This is a genomic window from Shewanella electrica (genome assembly GCF_022321485.1).
Taxonomy (GTDB): Bacteria; Pseudomonadota; Gammaproteobacteria; order Enterobacterales; family Shewanellaceae; genus Shewanella; species Shewanella electrica.
Genome location: NZ_JAKOGG010000006.1, coordinates 191,611 through 214,324 on the forward strand (window position 1 = coordinate 191,611; position 22,714 = coordinate 214,324).

Annotated in this window: 20 protein-coding genes, 1 tRNA gene and 1 riboswitch; of the genes, 18 read left to right on the forward strand and 3 right to left on the reverse strand. The window is 50.0% G+C overall.

The genetic code is table 11. The features are described 5' to 3' along the window. Positions 1-230 precede the first annotated feature (230 nt). Positions 231-1,319, forward strand: a complete 1,089-nt coding sequence (locus tag L9G74_RS11395; protein WP_238896492.1) for an AI-2E family transporter — start codon at positions 231-233, stop codon at positions 1,317-1,319. An 86-nt stretch (positions 1,320-1,405) separates the two neighbouring features. On the opposite strand, the gene msrA is transcribed toward L9G74_RS11395, so the two are convergent. Next, on the reverse strand, positions 1,406-1,885 hold the full coding sequence (gene msrA, locus L9G74_RS11400) for a peptide-methionine (S)-S-oxide reductase MsrA (protein ID WP_238896493.1): 480 nt from the start codon (positions 1,883-1,885) through the stop codon (positions 1,406-1,408). A gap of 167 nt (positions 1,886-2,052) precedes the next feature. On the opposite strand from msrA, the gene astE reads away from it, so the two are divergent. From astE to thiH, 17 genes are all read left to right on the forward strand, one after another. Next, positions 2,053-3,069, forward strand: coding sequence for a succinylglutamate desuccinylase (astE, locus tag L9G74_RS11405; RefSeq protein WP_238896495.1), 1,017 nt, complete (start codon positions 2,053-2,055; stop codon positions 3,067-3,069). 150 nt (positions 3,070-3,219) lie between these two features. Beyond that, the gene (locus tag L9G74_RS11410) at positions 3,220-4,398 is read left to right on the forward strand and encodes a thiamine pyrophosphate-dependent dehydrogenase E1 component subunit alpha (RefSeq protein WP_238896497.1); all 1,179 of its coding nucleotides are present in this window, start codon (positions 3,220-3,222) and stop codon (positions 4,396-4,398) included. Between the two features lie 2 nt (positions 4,399-4,400). After that, entirely contained in the window at positions 4,401-5,378 is a 978-nt protein-coding gene (locus L9G74_RS11415) for an alpha-ketoacid dehydrogenase subunit beta (RefSeq protein WP_238896499.1), read from the forward strand. A gap of 9 nt (positions 5,379-5,387) precedes the next feature. Then, a complete protein-coding gene (locus L9G74_RS11420) occupies positions 5,388-6,959 on the forward strand; it encodes a dihydrolipoyllysine-residue acetyltransferase (RefSeq protein WP_238896501.1) in 1,572 nt (523 codons plus the stop codon). A gap of 227 nt (positions 6,960-7,186) precedes the next feature. Beyond that, complete coding sequence (gene nadA, locus L9G74_RS11425) at positions 7,187-8,257, forward strand: quinolinate synthase NadA (protein WP_238896502.1); 1,071 nt, start codon at positions 7,187-7,189, stop codon at positions 8,255-8,257. Positions 8,258-8,580: 323 nt separating this feature from the next. After that, positions 8,581-10,581, forward strand: coding sequence for a methyl-accepting chemotaxis protein (locus tag L9G74_RS11430; RefSeq protein WP_238896504.1), 2,001 nt, complete (start codon positions 8,581-8,583; stop codon positions 10,579-10,581). A 132-nt stretch (positions 10,582-10,713) separates the two neighbouring features. Beyond that, positions 10,714-10,801 (forward strand) — tRNA-Ser (locus L9G74_RS11435). 444 nt (positions 10,802-11,245) lie between these two features. Then, a complete protein-coding gene (locus L9G74_RS11440) occupies positions 11,246-11,881 on the forward strand; it encodes an HNH endonuclease family protein (RefSeq protein WP_238896505.1) in 636 nt (211 codons plus the stop codon). A 450-nt stretch (positions 11,882-12,331) separates the two neighbouring features. Then, positions 12,332-12,457 (forward strand): hypothetical protein, encoded by a 126-nt coding sequence (locus L9G74_RS22315; RefSeq protein ID WP_275297374.1) that lies wholly within the window; start codon positions 12,332-12,334, stop codon positions 12,455-12,457. A 204-nt stretch (positions 12,458-12,661) separates the two neighbouring features. After that, entirely contained in the window at positions 12,662-13,858 is a 1,197-nt protein-coding gene (locus tag L9G74_RS11445) for an amino acid aminotransferase (RefSeq protein ID WP_238896507.1), read from the forward strand. A gap of 152 nt (positions 13,859-14,010) precedes the next feature. Further along, the gene (locus L9G74_RS11450; protein ID WP_238896508.1) at positions 14,011-14,847 is read left to right on the forward strand and encodes a glucosaminidase domain-containing protein; all 837 of its coding nucleotides are present in this window, start codon (positions 14,011-14,013) and stop codon (positions 14,845-14,847) included. A 183-nt stretch (positions 14,848-15,030) separates the two neighbouring features. Then, positions 15,031-15,131, forward strand: a riboswitch (TPP riboswitch). A 156-nt stretch (positions 15,132-15,287) separates the two neighbouring features. Next, positions 15,288-17,177 carry a phosphomethylpyrimidine synthase ThiC gene (gene thiC / locus L9G74_RS11455; RefSeq protein ID WP_238896510.1) on the forward strand — a complete coding sequence of 630 codons (1,890 nt, stop codon included), beginning with the start codon at positions 15,288-15,290 and terminating at the stop codon, positions 17,175-17,177. Next, positions 17,174-18,715: a thiamine phosphate synthase gene (thiE, locus tag L9G74_RS11460; RefSeq protein ID WP_238896511.1), complete on the forward strand. Its 1,542-nt coding sequence runs from the start codon at positions 17,174-17,176 to the stop codon at positions 18,713-18,715. Before thiC ends, thiE begins: the two co-directional genes overlap by 4 nt. Further along, positions 18,708-19,490: a HesA/MoeB/ThiF family protein gene (locus L9G74_RS11465; protein WP_238896513.1), complete on the forward strand. Its 783-nt coding sequence runs from the start codon at positions 18,708-18,710 to the stop codon at positions 19,488-19,490. The genes thiE and L9G74_RS11465 overlap by 8 nt, the downstream gene beginning before the upstream one ends. Next, on the forward strand, positions 19,487-19,687 hold the full coding sequence (thiS, locus tag L9G74_RS11470; RefSeq protein WP_238896515.1) for a sulfur carrier protein ThiS: 201 nt from the start codon (positions 19,487-19,489) through the stop codon (positions 19,685-19,687). Before L9G74_RS11465 ends, thiS begins: the two co-directional genes overlap by 4 nt. A 2-nt stretch (positions 19,688-19,689) precedes the next feature. Then, positions 19,690-20,463 (forward strand): thiazole synthase, encoded by a 774-nt coding sequence (locus tag L9G74_RS11475; protein WP_238896547.1) that lies wholly within the window; start codon positions 19,690-19,692, stop codon positions 20,461-20,463. A 1-nt stretch (position 20,464) separates the two neighbouring features. After that, positions 20,465-21,595, forward strand: coding sequence for a 2-iminoacetate synthase ThiH (gene thiH, locus L9G74_RS11480; protein ID WP_238896516.1), 1,131 nt, complete (start codon positions 20,465-20,467; stop codon positions 21,593-21,595). Positions 21,596-21,656: 61 nt separating this feature from the next. Here thiH and bcp read toward each other — a convergent pair whose 3' ends face one another. Together bcp and L9G74_RS11490 are read right to left on the reverse strand one after the other, a co-directional pair. Then, positions 21,657-22,130, reverse strand: a complete 474-nt coding sequence (gene bcp, locus L9G74_RS11485) for a thioredoxin-dependent thiol peroxidase (RefSeq protein ID WP_238896517.1) — start codon at positions 22,128-22,130, stop codon at positions 21,657-21,659. Between the two features lie 24 nt (positions 22,131-22,154). After that, positions 22,155-22,697 carry a glycine cleavage system transcriptional repressor gene (locus tag L9G74_RS11490; RefSeq protein WP_238896518.1) on the reverse strand — a complete coding sequence of 181 codons (543 nt, stop codon included), beginning with the start codon at positions 22,695-22,697 and terminating at the stop codon, positions 22,155-22,157. Positions 22,698-22,714 lie beyond the last annotated feature (17 nt).

The following is a 22,714-nucleotide window of genomic DNA, read 5'->3' on the forward strand; positions in this document are numbered from 1 at the left end:
TGCACAACATGTGGCAAATGCCACCGAAATTAAGACTCGATTGGCTGGTCGATGTTCCCGCCTTCCAAAAAAAATGGCATATTCATATCACCTTGGCAGGTGGTGTGGCGCTCACTGTATGTTAGATGTGAATCGAACTCACATGCTAAAGGTCCATAGTCCTCAATTTAGCGTCATGCCACATATTGCCACATCGTTGCCTAATATAGGGCTGTTACAGGTTAATCTGAATGTTTGAATATATACGTCGTTGGTATTTAGCGCGCTTTAGTGACCCGCAGGCGGTCACCTTACTGTTTTTTATGTTGATATTGGGCGGCGTGATCTTGTATGCCGGCCACCTGTTGATGCCTTTGTTGCTCGGGTTAGTTTTGGCCTATCTGCTGGAATGGCCCGTCGCCCAAATGGCCAAGATCGGTATCAATCGCACCATGGCAGCCTCATTGGTGTTAGTGGTATTTATCGCCATCATGTTGCTGATCACCTTTGGTTTGATGCCAAGCATCTGGCGACAAGCAACGGCGTTTGTCGCCGAATTTCCCAATATGGTCGACAAGGGGGTAGCGTTATTGCAACGCCTTTCCAGTGACTATCCGCAATATATCAGTGCAGATCAGCTAGATACCATGCTGCAAGAGAGCAAAAAACTGGTGGATTCTGAACACTTAGTCAATTTTGCTAAACAATTATTGGGGATCTCCGCCTCATTATTGGTGCTATTGGTTTACGCTATTTTGGTACCGCTGTTGGTGTTTTTCTTTCTCAAGGATAAAGAGCAACTGATCAATGGCTCACGCCGTTTTCTGCCACGTAATCGTGAACTGGTGAAAGCCGTATGGTTAGAGATGGATCAACAGATCTTCAATTACATCCGCGGCAAAATTATCGAGCTGGTGATTGTTGGCGTGGTGAGTTACATCTTCTTCGCCTTGATGGGGTTAAACTACGCCGCGTTACTGGGCGTATCTGTCGGCATTTCCGTACTCATCCCATACGTGGGAGCTACGTTAGTCACTTTGCCGATTGCAGCCGTAGCGTTCTTTCAGTGGGGCTGGAGTGCTGAGTTTGGTCAGTTGATGATTGGCTACGGTGTGATTCAGGCATTAGATGGTAACTTATTGGTGCCCGTATTGTTCTCCGACGCGGTAGATCTGCATCCGGTATTCATCATCGCTGCGGTGTTAGTGTTTGGTGGCCTGTGGGGCGTTTGGGGTGTGTTTTTTGCTATTCCATTGGCGTCTCTGGTTAAAGCCATTGTCAACGTTTGGCCCAATGATGGTTTGGAGCGGCCGATATCCGTCAAAAACTCGGGCGAGTGATATTGCCCAAATAGCAAAGGCGTGCATTAAGCACGCCTTTGCGTTTTAATCAGTCGCGTTGAGCGGTGTTCGTCTGCCGCTGCTGATTAATATTCAATATGACAACTAGGTAAGTTGTTCTTTTGAATATAATCTTGGTGATAATCTTCGGCAGGGTGGAACTGCTGTGCGGGCACGATTTCAGTCACAATCTGCCGCGTGCCCCATTTGCCACTTTTCATCAGCGCCAGCTTAGAAGCCTCAGCTTCAGCTTTCTGCGTTTTATCATGAAAAAACACCACGCTACGGTATTGGGTGCCCATATCTGCGCCTTGTTTGTTGAGGCTCGTTGGGTTGTGATTTTTCCAAAAGATTTGCAGCAGATCGTCGTAGCTGACTTTTTCAGGATCAAACTCGACCTGAACCACTTCAGCGTGACCCGTTTCGCCAGTCTTCACTTCTTTATAGGTAGTAGCCTTGTTATCGCCGCCCATGTAACCACTGGTGGCATTGATGACACCATCAACTTGGCGGAAAAAATATTCAACGCCCCAAAAACAACCGGCACCAAATGTTGCAATTGCCATAATGTAACTCACTTTAGATGTCTAGATGGCCGCAATTTTGACAGGGCAGACGCCACTACGCAAGTGTTTCCCGCCGCATTCATCAGCGCTTGCGCTATGAAGCTGACAACGATACCTGTTAATATGTGCGCCATTGTCATTTAGCTCCTGCCAACATAAGGATATTTATGGGCGCAAAGATGTTCTCTAACGATGATTTATTACAGTCGCTTTTGGCCGCAGCCACACCACTCAGCGACCACGTTACCCACGAACATTTTAGCGCACAGCTTTTAGCTGAAGGCATTTTGCTCATAGAACCTCAGCAAGCAGGCGACACCGACATCGTGTTGTCCTGTGGCATTCACGGCAACGAAACCGCTCCGATTGAGTTGTGCAACAAGTTGCTGCAGCAGATCTTTACTGGTGAGTTGCAACCCAAGCAGCGTTTGCTGTTCATCTTTGGTAACCCAACGGCGATGCGCCAAGCGACTCGTTTTGTGGTTGAAAATTTAAACCGCTTATTCTGCGGCAGTCATCAGCAGGGCGAGCAGAACCTAGAGCGCCAGCGGGCGGCCGAGTTAGAGCAGGCGTTGGTAACGTTTTTTAACGACGCCTCTCGCCAGCGTATTCACTGGGATTTACACACCGCCATTCGTAGTTCCAAGCATGAGAAATTCGCCGTGTGCCCGTATCAACCGCAGCGGGGCTACCAGCGGCAAACGCTAGCGCCATTAGCGGCGGCGGGCATTGAAGCGTTTCTATTTAACCATGCGCCCGCATTTACCTTTAGCTATCACAGTTCCCACACATTTGGCGCTGATGCATTCACTGTCGAGCTAGGTAAAGTCGCGCCATTTGGTGACAATGATTTAAGCCGACTCAGCGCACTTGAGCAGGTGCTACGGGCGTTGATTGAGCAACAACCGTTAGCCGCAGACAATAATACCTTGGCACAGGCCAAGTTTTATCAAGTCAAGCGGGTGATTACCCGCGATGAAACCGAGTTTAGTTTTACTTTTCCAGATGATACCGCTAATTTCACCGCCTTTACGGCAGGCGATGCAATTGCAAAAAATGGCAACAAAACGGTTTTTTGTGATGTAACAGGCGAAGCGGTGGTGTTCCCTAATGCTAAGGTAGCCATCGGTCAGCGGGCGGCACTTTGTGTGGTGTCGGTTGCCTTAAATGATGTTTGTATGTAAAGCATTTTATACGCTAGCGCACAGGCTAAAATGTTCAAATTCGGCTAAGGGATGTTGCCGTTCGCGTAAACTTCCCCTAGTGTCAACTCGCAAATAACAAATACCATATTGAGCTAGTTAAGCTCGGTTGAATGAGATGAAGAGCACTCTATGAGTCAATCTAATTTTTCACAATCAGTGGTACATCGAGCGTCGTTTCTCGATCGTGACTCACTCGAGATCCCAATCCTAAAAATTTTGCAGGCAGACGGCACCACTTACGATAAGGCGCAGTTGCCACAAATCGACCAAGCTTTGTCCCAACGCATTTTTGATACCTGTGTGTTTACCCGGGTGTTGGACGAGCGCATGTTGGCCGCACAGCGCCAAGGCCGTATTAGCTTTTATATGACCTGCACTGGCGAAGAAGCTGCAGTGATAGGCAGCGCGGCGGCACTAGAGCCTGACGATATTATTCTGGCGCAATACCGCGAACATGCGGCGTTACGTTATCGCGGCTTTACCACCCAGCAATTTATGGATCAGCTGTTTAGTAATGCGCAAGATTTAGGCAAAGGCCGGCAGATGCCGATCCACTATGGCATCCAAGCACTGAACTTCCAAACCATCTCATCGCCGTTAGCGACACAAATTCCGCAAGCATCGGGGGTGGGCTACTCATTGAAGATGCAGCAAAAACCTAATGTTGCCGTGTGTTATTTTGGCGAAGGTGCCGCGTCTGAAGGTGACTTCCATGCGGGCTTGAACATGGCCGCAGTACACAAGGTACCGGTGATCTTCTTCTGCCGTAACAATGGTTACGCTATTTCAACACCAACGGATGAGCAGTTTGCGGGTAATGGCGTCGCTAGCCGTGGCGTTGGTTACGGTATGCACACTATTCGTGTTGATGGTAACGACATGTTGGCCGTGTTAGCAGCCACCCAACAAGCGCGCGCTTACGCGGTGAAAAACTCTGCGCCAGTGTTGATTGAAGCAATGACCTATCGTCTGGGGGCGCACTCATCATCCGATGATCCGTCAGGCTATCGTTCCAAAGATGAAGAGGCCAAGTGGCAGCAACATGATCCCGTGCAACGTTTCAAGCTGTGGTTGGTCAATCAAGGTTGGCTCACCGAAGCCGAAGAACAAACGCTTTACAGCCAGTATCGTGATGAAGTCTTGGCCGCAGTAAAAACGGCTGAGAAAGTCCCTGCGCCGCACATCGATTTGCTGATTGAAGATGTTTATGACCAGCCAACGCCGCGTTTGAAGCAGCAATTAGCTGAATTGAAACAGCATATCGAAAAATATCCAAAAGCTTATCCGAAAACGGCAGGGAGACTGTAACCGTGGCAAAGATGAACATGTTACAGGCCATCAATCAGGCGTTGGCTTTAGAGATGGAACGCAATCAGCAGATGCTGGTGTTTGGTGAAGACGTCGGCCACTTTGGTGGGGTATTCCGTGCAACATCCGGTTTGCAGGATAAGTTTGGTAAAGCGCGTTGTTTTAACACACCTTTGACCGAACAGGGCATTGCCGGTTTTGCCAACGGTTTGGCATCAAACGGCATGACGCCAGTGGCGGAAATTCAATTTGCGGATTATATCTTCCCCGCATTTGACCAGATCGTGAATGAATCAGCCAAATTCCGCTATCGTTCTGGTAATCAATTCAGTGTGGGTGGTTTAACCATTCGAACGCCTTACGGCGGTGGCATTGCCGGTGGACACTATCATTCACAATCGCCAGAAGCGTATTTTACCCAAGTGGCAGGCTTAAAAGTGGTCGTGCCGCGTAACGCTTACCAAGCCAAAGGCTTGCTGTTATCAAGCATTCGTGACGCTAACCCAGTGATCTTTTTCGAGCCGAAACGTTTGTACCGCGCCTCGGTAAATGATGTGCCCGAAGACGATTACACTTTGCCCTTAGGCGTGGCCGAAGTGGTACAAGAAGGCAGTGATATCACCGTGCTCGCTTGGGGCGCACAGGTAGGGGTTATCGAACAAGCGGCAGAAATGGCTAAAGAGCAGGGCATCAGCTGCGAAATCATCGATTTACGGACGTTGGCGCCATGGGATATTGACACCGTGGCTAAATCAGTCACTAAAACTGGGCGGCTGATTGTTAGCCATGAAGCGCCGTTAACCGGTGGCTTCGCTGGTGAAATCGCCGCTACCATCCAGCAAGAATGTTTCCTCTATTTGGAATCACCAATTATGCGCGTATGTGGCTTAGACACACCGTATCCGCTGGTGCATGAAAAAGAGTACATGCCGGATGCCACTAAAGTCTTCGAAGCGATTAAAGCGTCGGTTAATTTCTAGGAGTTGTGAATGATTAAGGATTTTATTCTTCCAGATATCGGCGAAGGCGTAGTGGAGTGTGAACTCACTGAATGGCTGATTGCAGAAGGCGACACCATCGCGGAAGATCAACCGGTGTGCGAAGTGATGACCGACAAAGCCTTGGTGCAAATCCCTGCGCCTTATGCTGGCGTCGTTCAAAAACTGTATTACCCACAAGGCGCCGTGGCACAAGTGCATCAACCATTATTTGCTGTCGAAGTGACCGATGAAGAGGGTGCTAGCGCTCCGGCACCAGTCGCTACGCAAGAGAAGGTAACGCCTGCCAGCAAGGCTGCCGGTCAGACGGAAGATTTCTTGCTGCCAGATATCGGTGAAGGCATCGTCGAGTGCGAGTTGGTGGAATGGTTAGTGGCCGAAGGCGACACCATTGAAGAAGACCAACCTGTATGTGACGTAATGACTGATAAAGCGTTAGTGCAGATCCCAGCCATTAAAGCCGGTGTCGTCAGCAAGCTGTACTGGAACAAAGGCGATATTGCTAAAGTGCATAGCCCATTGTTCCAGATCACCACCGCAGGTGACGCTGTGGCGACAACAGCCGTGACCGCTGAAGTCCCTGCAACCGCTAACGCTGCAACGACCGCAGCCAACGCTGAATCATCTGCTAGCACGGCAATGAGTGCGCGCGCGGGTAAAGCGGTTGCCAGCCCAGCGGTGCGTCGCTTAGCGCGTAGCCACGATATCGATTTGTCGTTAGTCCCTGGCAGCGGTAAACATGGCCGTGTTTATAAAGAAGATATTGCCCGCTACTTAGAAGATGGCGTGACCACGGCGGCGGTCAGCGCTGCGCCAACATCTGCGCCAGTCGTTAACGCACAACCTGCGGCAGTGAGTGTTGCTGATACGGTTCGTCCAATTAAAGGCGTGCAAGCGGCAATGGCGCGGCAGATGACTGAATCGGCAGCGACGATTCCGCACTTCACTTATTGCGAAGAGATTGATGTCACTGAACTGGTGGCATTACGTGAACGCTTAAAAGCCAAATACAGCACCGATGATCGCAAGCTAACCTTGATGCCATTCATTATGAAGGCTTTATCGATGGCGCTGACAGAGTTTCCAACCATCAACAGCCGCGTTAATAACGACTGTACTGAACTCACCTTACTCGCGCGTCACAACATTGGTATGGCAGTGGATTCAAAAGTCGGCTTGTTAGTGCCCAACATTAAAGATGTGCAGCACAAATCGATTCTGGCATTGGCGAGTGATATCACTCGACTGACTAACGCCGCCCGCCAAGGACGTTTAGCGCCGGACGATATGAAAGGTGGCACGATTACCATCTCTAATATTGGCGTGATCGGCGGCACGGTAGCAACGCCAATCATCAACAAGCCAGAAGTGGCGATTGTGGCATTAGGTAAAATCCAAACACTGCCGCGATTTGATGCTAATGGCAATGTGGTTGCTCGCCAGTTGATGAATATCAGTTGGTCTGGCGACCATCGAGTGATTGATGGTGCGACCATGGCGCGGTTCTGCAACCTGTGGAAACAATATCTCGAAACACCAGACGAGATGTTGGTCGCTATCTAACGTCACACAGTGACACTCATGAAAGCTTCAACGCCGGTTGGAGCTTTTTTGCTTTTGCAGTGCGATATGGAGAATTTGCGAAGCGGCGCGATAACGCCGTCGGCCGCTGCTGATTAATGCGTTGTTAGACTTTTAGCTGCATTCAGCGCTAATCCACATAAAACGGTTACGCTCTGGTGACAGTTTTCGTATAATTTGCGAACCGTTTTTTTACAGTTGCTCGAGATATGTCGCAAGAACTGCTGTCATCTACCACTGTTTATCCGTTTCCAGCGAAACCGCTGCCGCTTAATGACGCCGATAAAGCGTTTTACAAAGCAGAGATTAAAAAGCTGCTGCAGCAAAAAAATGCTGCCTTGGTAGCGCATTACTACACCGATCCAGAAATTCAAGCGTTAGCCGAAGAAACGGGCGGTTGTGTATCTGATTCGTTGGAGATGGCACGTTTTGGTAAGCACCACGAAGCATCAACCTTGATTGTGGCAGGGGTGAAGTTTATGGGCGAAACGGCCAAGATTCTTTCACCAGAAAAAACCGTATTGATGCCAACGCTGGAAGCGACTTGCTCGTTAGATGTGGGCTGTCAGATTGAAGATTTCAGCGCCTTTTGTGATGCTCATCCTGACCATACCGTGGTGGTGTACGCCAACACTTCTGCCGCTGTAAAAGCGCGTGCCGATTGGGTAGTGACCTCCAGCATTGCGTTAGAGATTGTCGAACACCTTGACAGCCAAGGTAAGAAAATTATCTGGGGCCCAGACCGCCACCTTGGTAGTTACATTGCTAAACAAACTGGCGCCGAAATGCTGCTATGGCAGGGCGAGTGCATTGTGCACGACGAGTTTAAAGCCAAAGCTCTTCGCCAACTTAAGCAGCAATATCCGCAAGCCGCCGTGTTAGTGCATCCTGAATCGCCAGCTAGCGTGGTAGAAATGGCTGACGCCGTTGGCTCGACTAGTCAGCTGATAAACGCGGCGCAAAATATGGCAAACGATACTTTCATCGTCGCCACTGACAAAGGCATCTTCTACAAAATGCAGCAAGCTGCACCCGGCAAAAAGCTGATTGAAGCGCCAACGGGCGGCAATGGTGCCACTTGCCGTAGCTGTGCCCACTGCCCGTGGATGGCAATGAATGGCTTGAAAGCGATTTACGCCGCGCTGACCGCTGACAGTGGTCAATTGGCCGATCACCAAGTATTTGTTGACGACAGCTTGCGCGAAAAAGCATTAGTGCCGCTAACACGCATGTTGGATTTTGCCGCAGAGCTAAAAATGCAGGTAAAAGGTAACGCCTAGCTTTATGTTCTAGCCGCAGATAACGCCGCTATCTATCTGGATTACGGCGCTTTATTTTCTATATTAGGCGCTGCTTCCCTTTGGCGTTTAAATGAACCCTTTGGACAGCGACAGAGCGCGATTTATCCCGTGTTAGGCGCTGTTGGTGGTAAACAACTACCCAGCGCATCACCTGTCTTGCCGAGATCACGCTCTATCTGCTGTAAAAACAACTAGAAAAGATAAACGGCCCCGATTACCTCGCATTTTCAATCCGTCAACTATACTCAGGTTCATTCCTCTCAGGATTAACAACTATCCCCATATGAATATTGGAGACCTGAATGAACTTCCAATGGATTGGCAACCTGTCAATAAAGATCAAATTTCTGCTAGTGATCCTACCGCCACTGCTATTGGCGCTGCTATTTGGCAGCATTGACATTTGGCATAACGTCAGCAGCTTGATGGATACTAAGCGCGTGCTGAATTTGTCGCATTTAGTCAATGTGCAAAGTAACTTAGTGCACGAGCTACAAAAAGAACGCGGCATGAGTGCCGGCTATCTTGGTTCCAACGGCGTTGCATTTGCTACTGCGTTACCCAATCAGCGTAAATTGACCGACAAACAACTAGAGATCTACCAGCAGTACACCGCTGAGCGCCATTTTTCCGAGGCCATGACCGAGCGCATTAACCAAATTAATAGCGAACTGGTGCAACTGGATAATATCCGTAAACGTGTTTATGACCAGCAAATCACCGTGCCGGAAGAGGTGGCTTACTACAACAAATTGAATAGTGCGTTGTTAGCGTTAGTGGACTTGGTAGTAAAAGCCGGTGAAGACAAAAAGATTGCGGTAGAAGCAGCGTCTTTTTCGTCGTACTTACAAATGAAGGAGCGCGCCGGTATTGAGCGAGCCGTGCTTAGCGCCACGTTTGGTAACCGTGATTTTAAACCTGGCGCTTATAAAGGCTTTATAACTTTGGTAGCAGAACAGCAAAGTTTTGAAAAGCGCTTTATGGCACTCACACCACAACGGTTGTTGAGCCAATATCAGCAACTGTTGCAAGACCCCAAAATTGCCCAAGTTGAACAGCTTCGCAATATCGCCTTTGAGCGTAACAGCGATGAACTAGCCCAGCAAAAGCCAGAAGACTGGTTTGCTGCATCAACCGCTCGCATTGAATTACTGCGCCAGTTTGAACTGGTACAACAACAAGATTTAGAAACAAGCACCCAAACCCATTATGCGGCATTGTTACAGGCTACTTGGTTTGAGGGGGGCATCATTGTCGCTGGCTTGTTACTGATTCTATTGTTCAGCTATGTGGTCATCCACAACATGTTGTCGCGCCTGACCGCGCTGCACCACGGTATTGGTCAGGCCAAACAAAACTTCGATATGACTAGCCGAGTCGTGATTAACGGTAATGATGAAATTGGTGAAATAGGCATGGCATTCAACGCGATGTTGACCGATTTTGATGGTGTTATTGCCAGCGTGCGCAATAACGCCAATACCCTCAATCTCGTTGTTAATCGCATCAACGAGTACTCGCACCAATTAACGGAAAATGTGGCGATAGGTTATAGCGAATCAGAACAAGTGGCTTCCGCCATGACGCAAATGAGTTCTACCGTGCAAGAGATCGCCAGCAGCGCAGTTAAAGTCACCGACGCCACCAAAGTGGCCAGCCAAGAAGCCAAAGAGGGCAATCTGGAAGTCTGCAAAACCGCCGATGCCATAAGCGAACTGGCGAGCGAGATTGAAACAGCATCACAGTCGATTCAACAACTTGACGCCGATATTCATAGCATTGTCGGCTTGCTTGAAGAGATTAACGGTATTGCGGAACAGACTAACTTGTTAGCGCTTAATGCCGCAATTGAAGCGGCTAGGGCAGGCGAAATGGGCCGCGGTTTTGCAGTGGTGGCTGACGAAGTGCGCAACCTCGCGCAGCGTTCGCAAAGTTCTACCGAAGATATTCGCAAGATGACAGACCGCCTAAAAGTTGGTGCTCAGCAAGCGGTGACCGCCATTGGTAAAGGTAAACAACGTGCTGAGTCCAGTGTAAAAGAAGCCAATCGTGCGGGCGAAGAGTTGTATCAGATTGTCACGCAAGTTGAGTTGATTGAGAGCATGAACGAGCAAATTGCCGCCGCCACCCATGAGCAGTCGATCGTGTCGGAAGATGTTAACCGCAATGCGCTGCGGATCAGCGAAACATACAGCAGCACGAAACAGATTGCTGACGAATTTGCAGATCTGAATAAGTCGCTGCAACAGGACGCTGAAAATCTGAAGCGCCAAGTACAAAAATTTAAGACGTCACTCAATTAAAATCAGTCACTTGCTCAGCAAATATTCACTCAACAGGGGTAACCGTTTTTTTGCTTGACCACCTACAGGCTTTTGCGTAAAGTACCGCTCCGTTAACCGCTGGCTGAGTGTTGTGATGCGGTGACGATAAACGGTGAGGTGTCCGAGTGGCCGAAGGAGCACGCCTGGAAAGTGTGTATACGGAAACGTATCGAGGGTTCGACTCCCTCCCTCACCGCCAGAATTTAGAGACGGGGTTCAGTGCAAACTGAACCCCGTTTTGCTTTTGCGGCATTTATGGGCCATTCCCAACTCTGTTGCCAAAGTTCTCCTTATCAAAATCCAAGCCTTTCAAACATGCGATTTGCCATTGTCTTTGCATAGTCCGCTATCCCACGGCCTTAGTGTTTTTGATCATATTGGTATCGAAGAGGCCGAGCGGTCTTGCTGTACATTCGCGTTGTACATGACAAAGCAGCGCACAAACAGGTGCGGTAATAACTTTTGTTGTTTATGTGTTTTCGCGATTTTATAAAGCCAGTTAATACAGCAGTGATTAGGTTAAAAAGCGTTTGCTGAACAGACACGCTAACTGGTTGAATTTTAGCCGCTTTATGGATGTCAGCCCTAACGATGTTATGGCATAGTGTGCGCCTCAAATTTGCTGTCCATTAGAGGTTGCTTAATGTCGTTCAACCTACGTTTGCTGCTAGTGCTGTGCCTGCTTTCGGCACCTGCTCATGCACTGGTAAAAAAATCCTCCAGTGGTTTATGCCACGATGAATCCAGCCGTTATTATGCGACTACGCAACATTTCACCGCATTTAACACACTTGATGACTGTCTGCGTTCTGGTGGCAAATTGCCCAAGCAGGCCAAAAGCCAGAGCAGCAGCCAAGTTGCGGGCTATACTCGGGAGAAGTTTGGCCATGGTTGGCAGGATGTTGATCGCGATGGCTACGATACGCGCCAAGAGGTATTGATGTCGCAAAATACTGGCACGCTAGTGTTTAATAGCAAGGGCCGCGTTATTCACGGTAAGTGGATTTCATTCTATTCCGGTCAGGTATTTACCGATGCTTCTAAGCTGGACATTGACCACGTGGTGCCGTTGAGTTGGGCATGGAAACACGGCGCAGACAAGTGGAGCCAAGAAAAGCGTGAGCAGTTTGCTAACGACGAACGCAACCTTGTCGCCGTAGAAGCCTCAATCAATCGCTCAAAAGGGGATAAGGGGCTGGATGAGTGGCTACCACCAAGCAATCAACAGCAGTATAAGGCGCGGTTTATGCGCATACTTAAACTTTACGGTTTTAGTTAATCTAGCGAGCCTTGGCCGCTGCGCCAAGGCACTTCAAACGCATAATCAGCTCAGCCAGTAGCGGAATAACAACTCCACAGCGCTTTTTTCTGGGCTCAATCGGCCACGGTCTCGCTCCCCGCATTTAGATAGGCATGTCTACATCAGCCATCACCACTTGTTTATAGAAATAGGCAATAAAATCAGCGAACCATGCTACTTCATTGGTTTGACGCTGTAGAACAATAGCTCGAAGTCAAGGATGTCTGGCTAGGGGCTGTTTATCTTTGCAGGTTGTTTTTGCAGCAGACAGAGCGTGATTTAGGCAAGGCAGGTGACGTGCCGTGTAGTTATTCTCCACAAACAGCACCTAGGAGCTGTTTGTGGTGTTGCGCTACAACACCAAGAGCATCTCACCGGGCATCAACACAATATTAAGATATCGAGTGATAGCTGCATAAGGAGTCAGGTATGTGCCAAGAAACAGATCAAACAAGAAGAAAGTTAGTCAAAGCGACTGAAATCAACGATGCGCGGGAAAACGTAGTCAACAAAAAAGCGCGTTATCGCTATGTGATCGACGCCGCGACTTTCTAAGCTTATTCAAGTAAGCTCTGACGTAAGGACGATATTTTATCGTCCTTTATCTTTTCCGTTTTACAGTATCGTTTTTATCGGCGCGTTAAATTCAGAATTTTGCTAATTAGCCAAAGGTTTTTTGCGCTGAGTCTATGTCGCGTAAGCGAGTGATGGTATAACTGTCGCCAACAAGCTTTACTCAGCACAGCACAGGAAAATGTAATGATATTTACCAACGTGATTGCCGCTCCCGCTGACCCAATTCTCGGTTTGACGGACGCGTTTAAAAAGGACCCTCGGCAGGAAAAAGTCAACTTAGGCGTTGGCGTTTATAAAACTGATGCAGGTGAAACACCTGTGCTGGCATCGGTAAAACTCGCTGAAGAGAAGTTACTGAAAGAAGAAACCAGTAAAAACTATCTCGGGATTGAAGGCGTTCAGCTGTATAACAAAGTGGTACAAGAACTGTTGTTCGGCCCCGATAGCGACCTGATTAAGCAACAACGTGCAGTTACGGCACAAGCGCCAGGTGGTACTGGCTCGTTGCGTATTGCCGCAGAATTTGTGGTCAGAAACACCGAAAGCCGCACCATTTGGGTAAGCAACCCAACATGGGCCAACCACCAAAACATCTTCGAAACTGCGGGCCTTAGCACCAAAGAGTACGCCTACTACGATGCTAGCACTCATGGTTTAAACTTTACCGCTATGTTGGCCGATCTGGAAAGCGCCCAAGCTGGTGATTTGGTACTGCTACACGGTTGTTGCCACAATCCATCTGGTATCGATCCAACGGTTGAGCAATGGCAAGCGATTGGTGAGTTATGTGCTAAGAAAAACTTGGTGCCGTTGTTTGACTTTGCTTACCAAGGTTTTGGCGACGGTGTTGAGGAAGACGCCATTGGCTTGCGCACTGTGGCCGCTATGGTGCCTGAACTTATCATCGCCAACTCGTTTTCTAAAAACTTCGGTTTGTACAACGAGCGTATTGGTGCTGTGACGTTAGTTGCTGAAGACCAAGCCGCAGCACAAAAAGCCTTTAGCCAAGTTAAACGCACCATTCGCGCTAACTACTCTAATCCGCCAGCACACGGTGCGCTGATTGTAAGTACCATTCTGTCTACGCCTGAATTGCGTACTATCTGGGAAAACGAAGTCAAAGAGATGCGTGAACGCATCGCTAAAATGCGTACGCTGTTTGTGGAAACACTGGCAGCCGAAGGGGTTAAACAAGACTTCTCTTTCATCTCCGGACAAAAGGGCATGTTCAGCTTTTCCGGCTTGAATAAGGCGCAGGTTGAACAGCTAAAAGAGCAATTTGCTATCTATATCGTCGGCTCTGGCCGTATCAGCGTAGCCGGTATGACCACCAGCAACGTACCGGTAATTTGCCGAGCGATTGCTGCGATACTGAATTGATTTAGCATAGAATTTTTACCAAAGGCCGCAGAAATGCGGCCTTTTTTGTATATTCAGTAACTGCTGAAACAACGCTTAAATTTTGTTAAATCACTTTGCTCGCTTATAATCGGCGGTTAATCAATTCTCTTGAGCATTACTAAGGGGGCTGTTTGAGAACAGGAAGAGTCGGTTCATCGGTGCTAGCAATCGCCGTTGTGATTGCCGCGGTTATCGCCTTAAGAGTTATTTTTATTCCAATTAATGACTCTGATCCATCGACCACACCACTGGTAGAGAAGAATCAGCTTGGCATAAATCTCATCCCCGACTTTTCGGAAATCGCGGATGTTGAAGCCAAAAAGAAAGCGTTTTTTGATTTCCTTCGACCTGTGGTACGTAAACAAAACCGCGTTATTGCGGGGGAACGTAAATTTCTGCTGTCAGTAAGATCGCACCTAGAAAATGGTTTGAACTTAGACAATGCCGAAGTCTATCGAGTACAGACGCTGGCAGAGAAATATGACTATGGCATGCGTAATATCGATCTCTCCTCTGTGAAGGAGTTACTGCGTCGAGTCGATATTATCCCAGAGTCAATGGTATTAATTCAGGCCGCCAACGAATCCGGTTGGGGCAGTTCACGCTTTGCGCGCGAAGGGTTTAACTTCTTCGGCCAGTGGTGTTTTAGCGAAGGCTGCGGTTTGGTGCCGCAGTCACGCGGTGATGGTCAAATCCATGAAGTGAAAGTGTTTGCCAGTGTCGATGAGTCGATTGCATCGTACATGCGCAACCTCAATTCCAATGGTGCTTATCGGTTATTTCGCTCGATTCGCGCGGATCTACGTGCTCAGTCTGAGCCGTTAAGTGCTGAAAAATTGATTTATGGCTTGGTGAACTATTCAGAGCGACAAGACGCATACATAGATGAGTTACTTGATATGCTGCGTCACAATGAAGAGTTCTTACAGTCTGGCAATACCACCACAACCGCATTCGTGCACGGTTAAACGTCATCAAAACAGCAGACAGTTAGCCTCTAACTATCTGCTGTTTTTCTTTTTATCGATGGTGGATTTTGATATTAAATCGCGACCAATCAATAAGATAACTAATCAAAAATTTTCACTGCTAGATAAACTTTTTTGTCATACAAATTTATTGCCTAGCTAACTTATCTGTGTTTATACTTTTGCCACTTGTCGGAGTGCCCAACTGGGCTGAGACCGTTAATTCGGGATCCGTTGAACCTGATCAGGCTAGCACCTGCGAAGGAAACAAGCTGTACGTTTAAGGGTGTTGCTGCGCTATTGCGGCAAAACCAAAACGTTGGTGATGGCGTATAACTCAAGCTTTCAGCCATGTTGCTGGCGGCGTTAACGCAGCACCTATGCTTTCCTCATCAACTCTCCTGACAAGCAATTTTCTTTCAATCAAAGTGAGATTGCTTATGTCAAACCGTCGTAACCAGCGCCAACAGGCGCAATCCTTTATCGCCGAACTTACGCCGCAACTGGCCGAAGGTGCCCGCAAACATTATGTGCAAGGCAGCCGTTCTGATTTGCGCGTGGGAATGCGTGTGATCAGCCAAACCGATAGCCTTGTCACCAAAGCTGATGGCAGTGTTACCGCCGTTGCTAATCCCGATATCCCGGTGTATGACACCGCTGGGGCTTACAGCGATGCCGCCGCGGAGATTGATTTACAACGTGGCTTAGTTCGTTTTCGCGAGTGTTGGATCGATGAGCGCCAAGACAGCGAACAGCTTGATGATGTCACTGCTGCGTACACTAAATTGCGTCGCCAACAACCGCCGTTAACCCTGCAACGTTTTGGCAATCTGCCACCGGTGCGCCGCGCTAAAACCAACCAGCGAGTCACACAATTGCATTACGCTCGTCGCGGCATCATCACGCCAGAAATGGAATACGTCGCACTGCGCGAAAATATGGCGCTGGCATCTATCGTCGACGAACAGCTCAATCGTCGTCAGCCGGGCGAGGCGTTCGGTGCCAATATTCCACGACAGATCACCGCGGAATTTGTGCGACGGGAGATTGCCGCCGGGCGTGCCATACTGCCGCTGAACATTAACCACCCTGAAGCGGAACCGATGATTATCGGCCGCAATTTTCTCGTCAAGGTAAACGCCAATATCGGTAACTCTTCGGTGTCATCCGGTGTTGAAGAAGAGGTCGAAAAACTGGTGTGGGCCACCCGTTGGGGCGCGGATACGGTGATGGATCTGTCCACTGGCCGCCATATTCACGAGATCCGCGAGTGGATTATTCGTAACTCACCGGTACCGATTGGCACCGTGCCCATCTACCAAGCATTGGAGAAAGTAAACGGTGTGGCAGAAGATCTCAATTGGCAAGTGTTCAAAGACACCTTGATTGAACAAGCGGAGCAGGGCGTGGATTACTTCACCATTCACGCCGGTGTGTTGCTGCGTTTTGTACCACTCACCGCTGAACGCACCACCGGCATTGTGTCTCGTGGCGGCTCGATCATGGCGAAATGGTGCTTGAGCCATCATCAGGAAAACTTTCTCTATCAGCATTTCCGCGAAATATGTGAAATTTGCGCCGCCTACGATGTGTCACTGTCACTGGGCGATGGTATGCGTCCGGGCTGTATCAGCGACGCTAACGATGCAGCGCAATTTGCTGAACTCGAAGTGTTAGGCGAGTTGGTTAAAGTGGCGTGGGAATACGATGTGCAAACCATTATCGAAGGCCCAGGTCATGTACCCATGCAGTTGATCCAAGAGAACATGACCAAGCAGCTAGCCTGTTGTCATGAAGCGCCGTTCTACACCCTTGGCCCGCAAATCACCGATATTGCCCCAGGTTACGACCATTTTACCTCGGGCATCGGTGCGGCGATGATCGCTTGGTACGGCTGTGCGATGTTGTGTTATGTCACGCCCAAAGAGCACTTAGGCTTGCCCAACAAAGAGGATGTTAAGCAAGGGCTGATCGCCTACAAAATTGCCGCGCATGCGGCCGATGTCGCCAAAGGACATCCGGCGGCGCAGCTGCGTGATAACGCTATGTCAAAAGCGCGGTTTGAGTTTCGTTGGCAGGATCAATTTAATCTTGGGTTGGATCCGCAAACCGCGCGTGAATATCACGATGAGGCATTGCCGCAGGTATCTGCCAAAGTGGCGCATTTCTGCTCCATGTGTGGCCCTAAATTCTGTTCGATGAAGATCAGCCAAGAGGTACGCGACTACGCTGCTAATCAGCAGCAAGGCATGCAGCAGATGGCCGACAGTTTCAACCAGCAGGGCGGACAACTGTATCAACCGCTGATTGCAGAGGAGGTTGAACAATGACAGCATCAAATTCCTCCTCTCGGCCAACAGTGTGGTGCATTGCTGCCACTGACAGCGGCGGTGGTGCAGGTATTACGGCAGACGTGCGCACCGTTAGTGATTTAGGTTGTCATCCCTGTGCGGTGGTCACGGCCATCACGGCACAAAACTCGCTGATGGTGAGCGCCGTAGCCGCAGTGTCCAACGCCACGTTACTTGACCAGCTAAATGCTCTGTTACTCGATATGCCGCCTCAAGCGATAAAAATCGGATTGCTGGCAAGCCAAGCACAGCTTGATTGTTTGGCCGCATGGTTAGCGGCACACGTCAGCCATGTGCCTATGGTGCTCGATCCGGTGTTATCCGCTAGCAGCGGCAGCGACTTTGGCCGAGCTAAACTGGACTTCACGCCGTTGCTGGCAATCACCACGGTGTTTACGCCAAATGTGGCCGAAGTTGCCGCATTAATCGGCAGCCAATGTAGCAGCAGCGAGCAGCTGATAGCGGCGATGCCACAACTTTTAGCCATGACACCGGCACATCTGCTGCTCAAAGGCGGCGATATTGACGACGCCGCATCGGCCGAAGACTTGTTGTATCTGCGTCAACCACCGTTTTGTGCCGCGCAACATGCGGAACAAGGTTTTCGATTACGCACGCCTCGTATTGCCACCGGCAATAATCACGGCACCGGCTGCATGTTATCCAGCGCCATTGCGGCATTTATTGCCCAGGATTGGGTGATACCCGATGCCATTGTGCTGGCAAAAGCTTATGTGCAGCGCGGTCTCAGCGAGAGTTACCAAGCCGGGATGGGCACAGGCGCGCTAGGCCATAGCGGTATGCCGCAGTGTTTGAATGATTTTCCGCAAGTTCTACCGCTGCAAGGTTCGCTACCAACATTCGAGGCTCATCACGATAACTTTGCTTTTGTCAGCCCAATCTATCCAGTTGTTAGCAACTGCGCCCAGTTGACCGAATTATTGCGAGGCGGTTGTCTTACGCTGCAACTGCGGGTCAAGTCTGACGATACGGCGCAGTTGGCAGCGACTATTCAACAGGCTATTACGCTGGCTAAGCGCTATCACGCGCAGCTATTTATCAACGATCACTGGCGCCTCGCGCTCAAGTATCACGCTTATGGCGTGCACTTGGGGCAAGAGGATGTGGCGGAAGCTGACATTGCGGCACTGCGCGCGGCAGGCATAGTTATTGGCCTTTCTAGCCACAGCTTTTTTGAAGCGCTTATCGCCTTGAGTTATCGGCCTGATTACTTGGCCTTAGGGCATATCTTTGCTACCACCACCAAGGTGATGCCATCACTGCCGCAAGGGCTCACGCGATTGCAGCACTACGCCAATATCTTTGCCTCTGCCATCCCCACGGTAGCCATTGGTGGCATTGATCTCGGCAACCTAGCGCAGATCCGCGCAACCGGCGTACAAGCCGCAGCGGTCGTGCGCGCTGTTACCAACGCGGATGATGTGGCAGATGCCTATCTGCAACTGCAGCAACAGTGGTTACAAGGTGAAACCACATGGGAGGTGGCGTATGACTAAGCCAATAACAGCATTAACCTCGCGGCAGTTTATGCGTTACTCGCGGCAAATCATGCTGCCTCATTGTGGTGAAGCTGGCCAGCTAACACTGTTAAATGCGCATGCGGTGATAGTCGGCGTGGGCGGCTTGGGGCAACACGTAGCGCAGTTACTGGCGGCAGCGGGTGTTGGTCGCCTGACGTTGATCGACCACGACACCGTCGCGCTGGATAACTTGCCGCGACAAACCTTGTATCGCGACAGTCATGTTGGTCAAGCCAAGGTGTTAGTCGCGGCGCGTAAGTTGCGGCAACGCTATAGCGATTGCAACGTCGACACCGTGATTGAACCATTTGGTGCGCCAACGCAGCAACAACTGCCGAGAGCGGATGTGGTACTAGATTGCTCCGACAATTTTGCCTGTCGCCATGCTCTCAGCGAAGCAAGCTACCAGCAGCAGTTACCATTGGTGAGCGCGGCGATTGCCGCTGAGCAAGCATGGTTAGCGATGTTTACAGCCAATGACATCGCCCAGTTTGGCTGTTTGCATTGTGTGTTTCCTGCCGACACGCAAACATCGCAAAGCTGCGCGAGCAATGGCGTCATGGGGTCAGCGGTCGCGACGGTTGCTTCACTTCAGGCTGATGTGGCACTGCGCTATCTCTTGGGCGCCACATCACAACTTGCAGGGCAGATGTTGCATATCGATTTTGGCGCTCTGCAATTTACTAAATTGCAACGTAGCCGTGATCCCTTGTGTGAAAACTGCGCCAGCCCGCTAAGGAAATGCTCATGAAATTAATTATCAACGGCCAACCGCAAGAGGTTGCCACCGATATTACCTTGCAGGTCTTGCTGGAAAGCCAACGGATTGCCCCCAACAGCATCGCGTTGGTGCGCAATGGCGTCATCACGCCACGCAGTAGCTGGCACACCACTCAATGCTTGCCGAATGATCACATCGACATTTTTTCTGCCGTGGCAGGAGGTTAATGATGCTTACCATTGCTGATACACAATTTCCCAGCCGATTGTTCACTGGCACCGGCAAGTTTGCTAATGCTGATACTATGTTAGCGGCAGTTCGCGCCAGTGACGCGGCGTTAGTCACCGTCGCGCTTAAACGGCTCGATTTCGGGCGTAGCTCTGACGACATTCTCCAGCCGCTGCAAAACGCGGGGCATAAACTGTTGCCGAACACCTCCGGTGCGCGCACTGCCAAAGAAGCGATTTTTGCCGCAGAACTTGGCCGTGAAATGCTTGGCACGGAATGGGTCAAAGTCGAAATCCATCCCGACCCGCGCTATCTGATGCCAGATCCGATTGAAACCTTTCAAGCCTGTGTCGAATTAGTGCAGCAAGGTTTTAAGGTGTTGCCATACGTGCATGCCGATCCGGTGCTGTGCTGTCGTTTGCAAGAGATTGGTTGCGCCGCGGTGATGCCGCTGGGCAGTCCGATTGGCTCAAATCAAGGGTTAGCCAGCGAGCCGTTTTTAAAAATCATTATCGAACAAGCGCAAGTACCGGTCGTGATTGATGCCGGTATTGGCTCGCCCGCACAAGCGATGCAGGCGATGGCGTTGGGGGCCGATGCGGTGCTGGTAAATACCGCTATTGCGTCTGCGCGTGATCCGGTGGCGATGGCTGCGTGTTTTCGTCAAGCCGTCGACATTGGTCGTCGCGCCTACGAAGCGGGATTAGGAGCGGTGCAGCATCAAGCTAACGCATCTAGCCCGCTTACCGGATTTTTGCAGCAAGGAGTTGCGTGAAATGGCGCCAGCATTTTCTGAGCGCTTGGATGCGCTGCTTGCTAACGGCCTCGATAAACAGCGGCTCACTCTCAACAGTGTCAGCCGCACCGACGTCGAAGTTTATCTCGCCAATCCGCAGCGGATTATTGGCAATACGGAGGCGCTGGCAGCCTTGATATCACCAGCGGCGGCGCACTATCTCGAACCGTTAGCCCAGACCGCGGCAGCCATTACGCGTAAACGTTTTGGCAGCAATATTCAGCTCTATGCGCCGCTGTATGTGTCCAATCTCTGCGCGAACGACTGCGATTACTGCGGCTTTAGCAGCAAAAATCCGATCAAACGCAAGGTGTTGAATGGTGCAGAGTTAGACGCCGAAATTGCCATTTTGCAGCGGCGCGGTTTTGATTCGGTGCTGTTAGTGGCGGGCGAACATTCGCGTAAAGTTGGGCAAGATTACTTTATCAATGCGCTGCAACGCTGCGCGCCACATTTCAGCTATTTGGCGTTAGAGATCCAACCGCTAACCACGCGGGAGTATCAAACCTTAGTCAGTCATGGCTTAGATGCGGTGATGGTCTATCAAGAAAGCTACCAGCCAGCAGTTTATGCCGCGCACCACCATCATGGTAAAAAACGTGACTTTGCTTGGCGGCTGAATTGCCCTGACCGGGCGGCGACCGCTGGCGTGGATAAAATCGGCATTGGCGCTTTGTTGGGTTTGGCTGATTGGCGCATTGAGAGTTTATTGCTCGGGCATCATTTACGTTATCTGGAGCAACGTTATTGGCGCAGCCGCTTTAGTGTGTCGGTGCCAAGATTGCGCCCATGCGTTGGCAGTAGCATTGAGGTGCAGTTTATGGCCGATAGCCAACTGGTACAGCTGTTGTGCGCTTTGCGGCTGTTTTCGCCCAACGTGGAGTTGAGTTTATCGACGCGAGAATCAGCCTCGCTACGGGATAACTTGCTGGCCTTGGGAATTACCCATATGAGCGCCGAAAGTTCGACCGAGCCAGGTGGCTACGCCAATCCGCAATCAGCGCTCGATCAATTTGCCATCAGCGATGAACGTAGTGTGCCGCAAGTGATTAACGCCATTAAAGCGCGCGGATTACAGCCGGTGTTTAAAGATTGGCAGATGCAGTGGTAAGCAATACCCGTAAAAAAGCCCGCTGTGCGGGCTTTCATCGTTCAAACGGGCGTCGGCTTAGTTACGCTTGTTGATCTAGGTAGGCGAGCACCACCTCGTGGTGATCTTTGGTTTTGAACTTATCAAAGAATTTTTCCACCTTGCCGTCTTGGCCAACTAAGAAGCTAAGGCGATGAATACCGTCGTACACTTTTCCCATGAATTTCTTTTCACCCCAAACGCCAAATGCTTCGGCAACTTGGTGGTCTTCATCGCTAAGTAGCGTGAAATTCAGCTCATATTTGTCTTCAAATTTTTTGAGCTTAGCTGGCGCATCAGGGCTGATACCGAATACGGTAACGCCACGTTTAGCCAGTTCGGCATAAGTGTCACGCAAGCCACAAGCTTGCACGGTGCAGCCGGGCGTCATCGCTTTAGGGTAGAAGTACACCAACACGCGTTGGCTTTTTAAGGTTTCGCTGAGTGATACATCCTCGCCATTTTGATTTTTTAAGGTGAATGCAGGTGCCTGTTGGCCCTCGGTTAATGGTGTCATGAGGTTATCCTTCATTGTTTGGGTTTAGCTAATATCGGGAACTTGTACGCCTTGCATCCGTTTGATGCTGCATGAAAGATTAAGCGCTTGCGCCTCGGCGGCGATACTTTGTTCCAAATCTTCCAAATTGACGTTTTCAGGAATGTTGATTGCCAAAAACAGGTGCTGAGTATTCGCGTCATCATCGGTCGAAAACGAGCGCACGGCACCAAGGTCGAGTGAGCGTTCCGCTAAAAATGCGGTGATTTTGCGCAGGGTGCCACGTTGATCGAGACCATGAAGCGTGACTTCCAGTCGTGAAGCGTAGTTTTGTGGAGTATGTTTTGATGTACGTTTCATGACGGTCAGCAGTTCTAATTCCACACTTAGCTGTGGCAACTGACTTTCCAGTTGGGTGATGGCAGGCCAGGAGCCGGACATCATCATGATGATAGTGAATTCATTGCCGAAGCCCGCCATTCTGCTATCAACAATATCGCAATCGCAGTCACTGGCGAGTTTGGCGAGTCGTGCCACCAAACCGGGGCGATCGGTGCCCATGGCAGTGACGACCAGATAGTTGGTCATGAATTTTCCTTATGTGA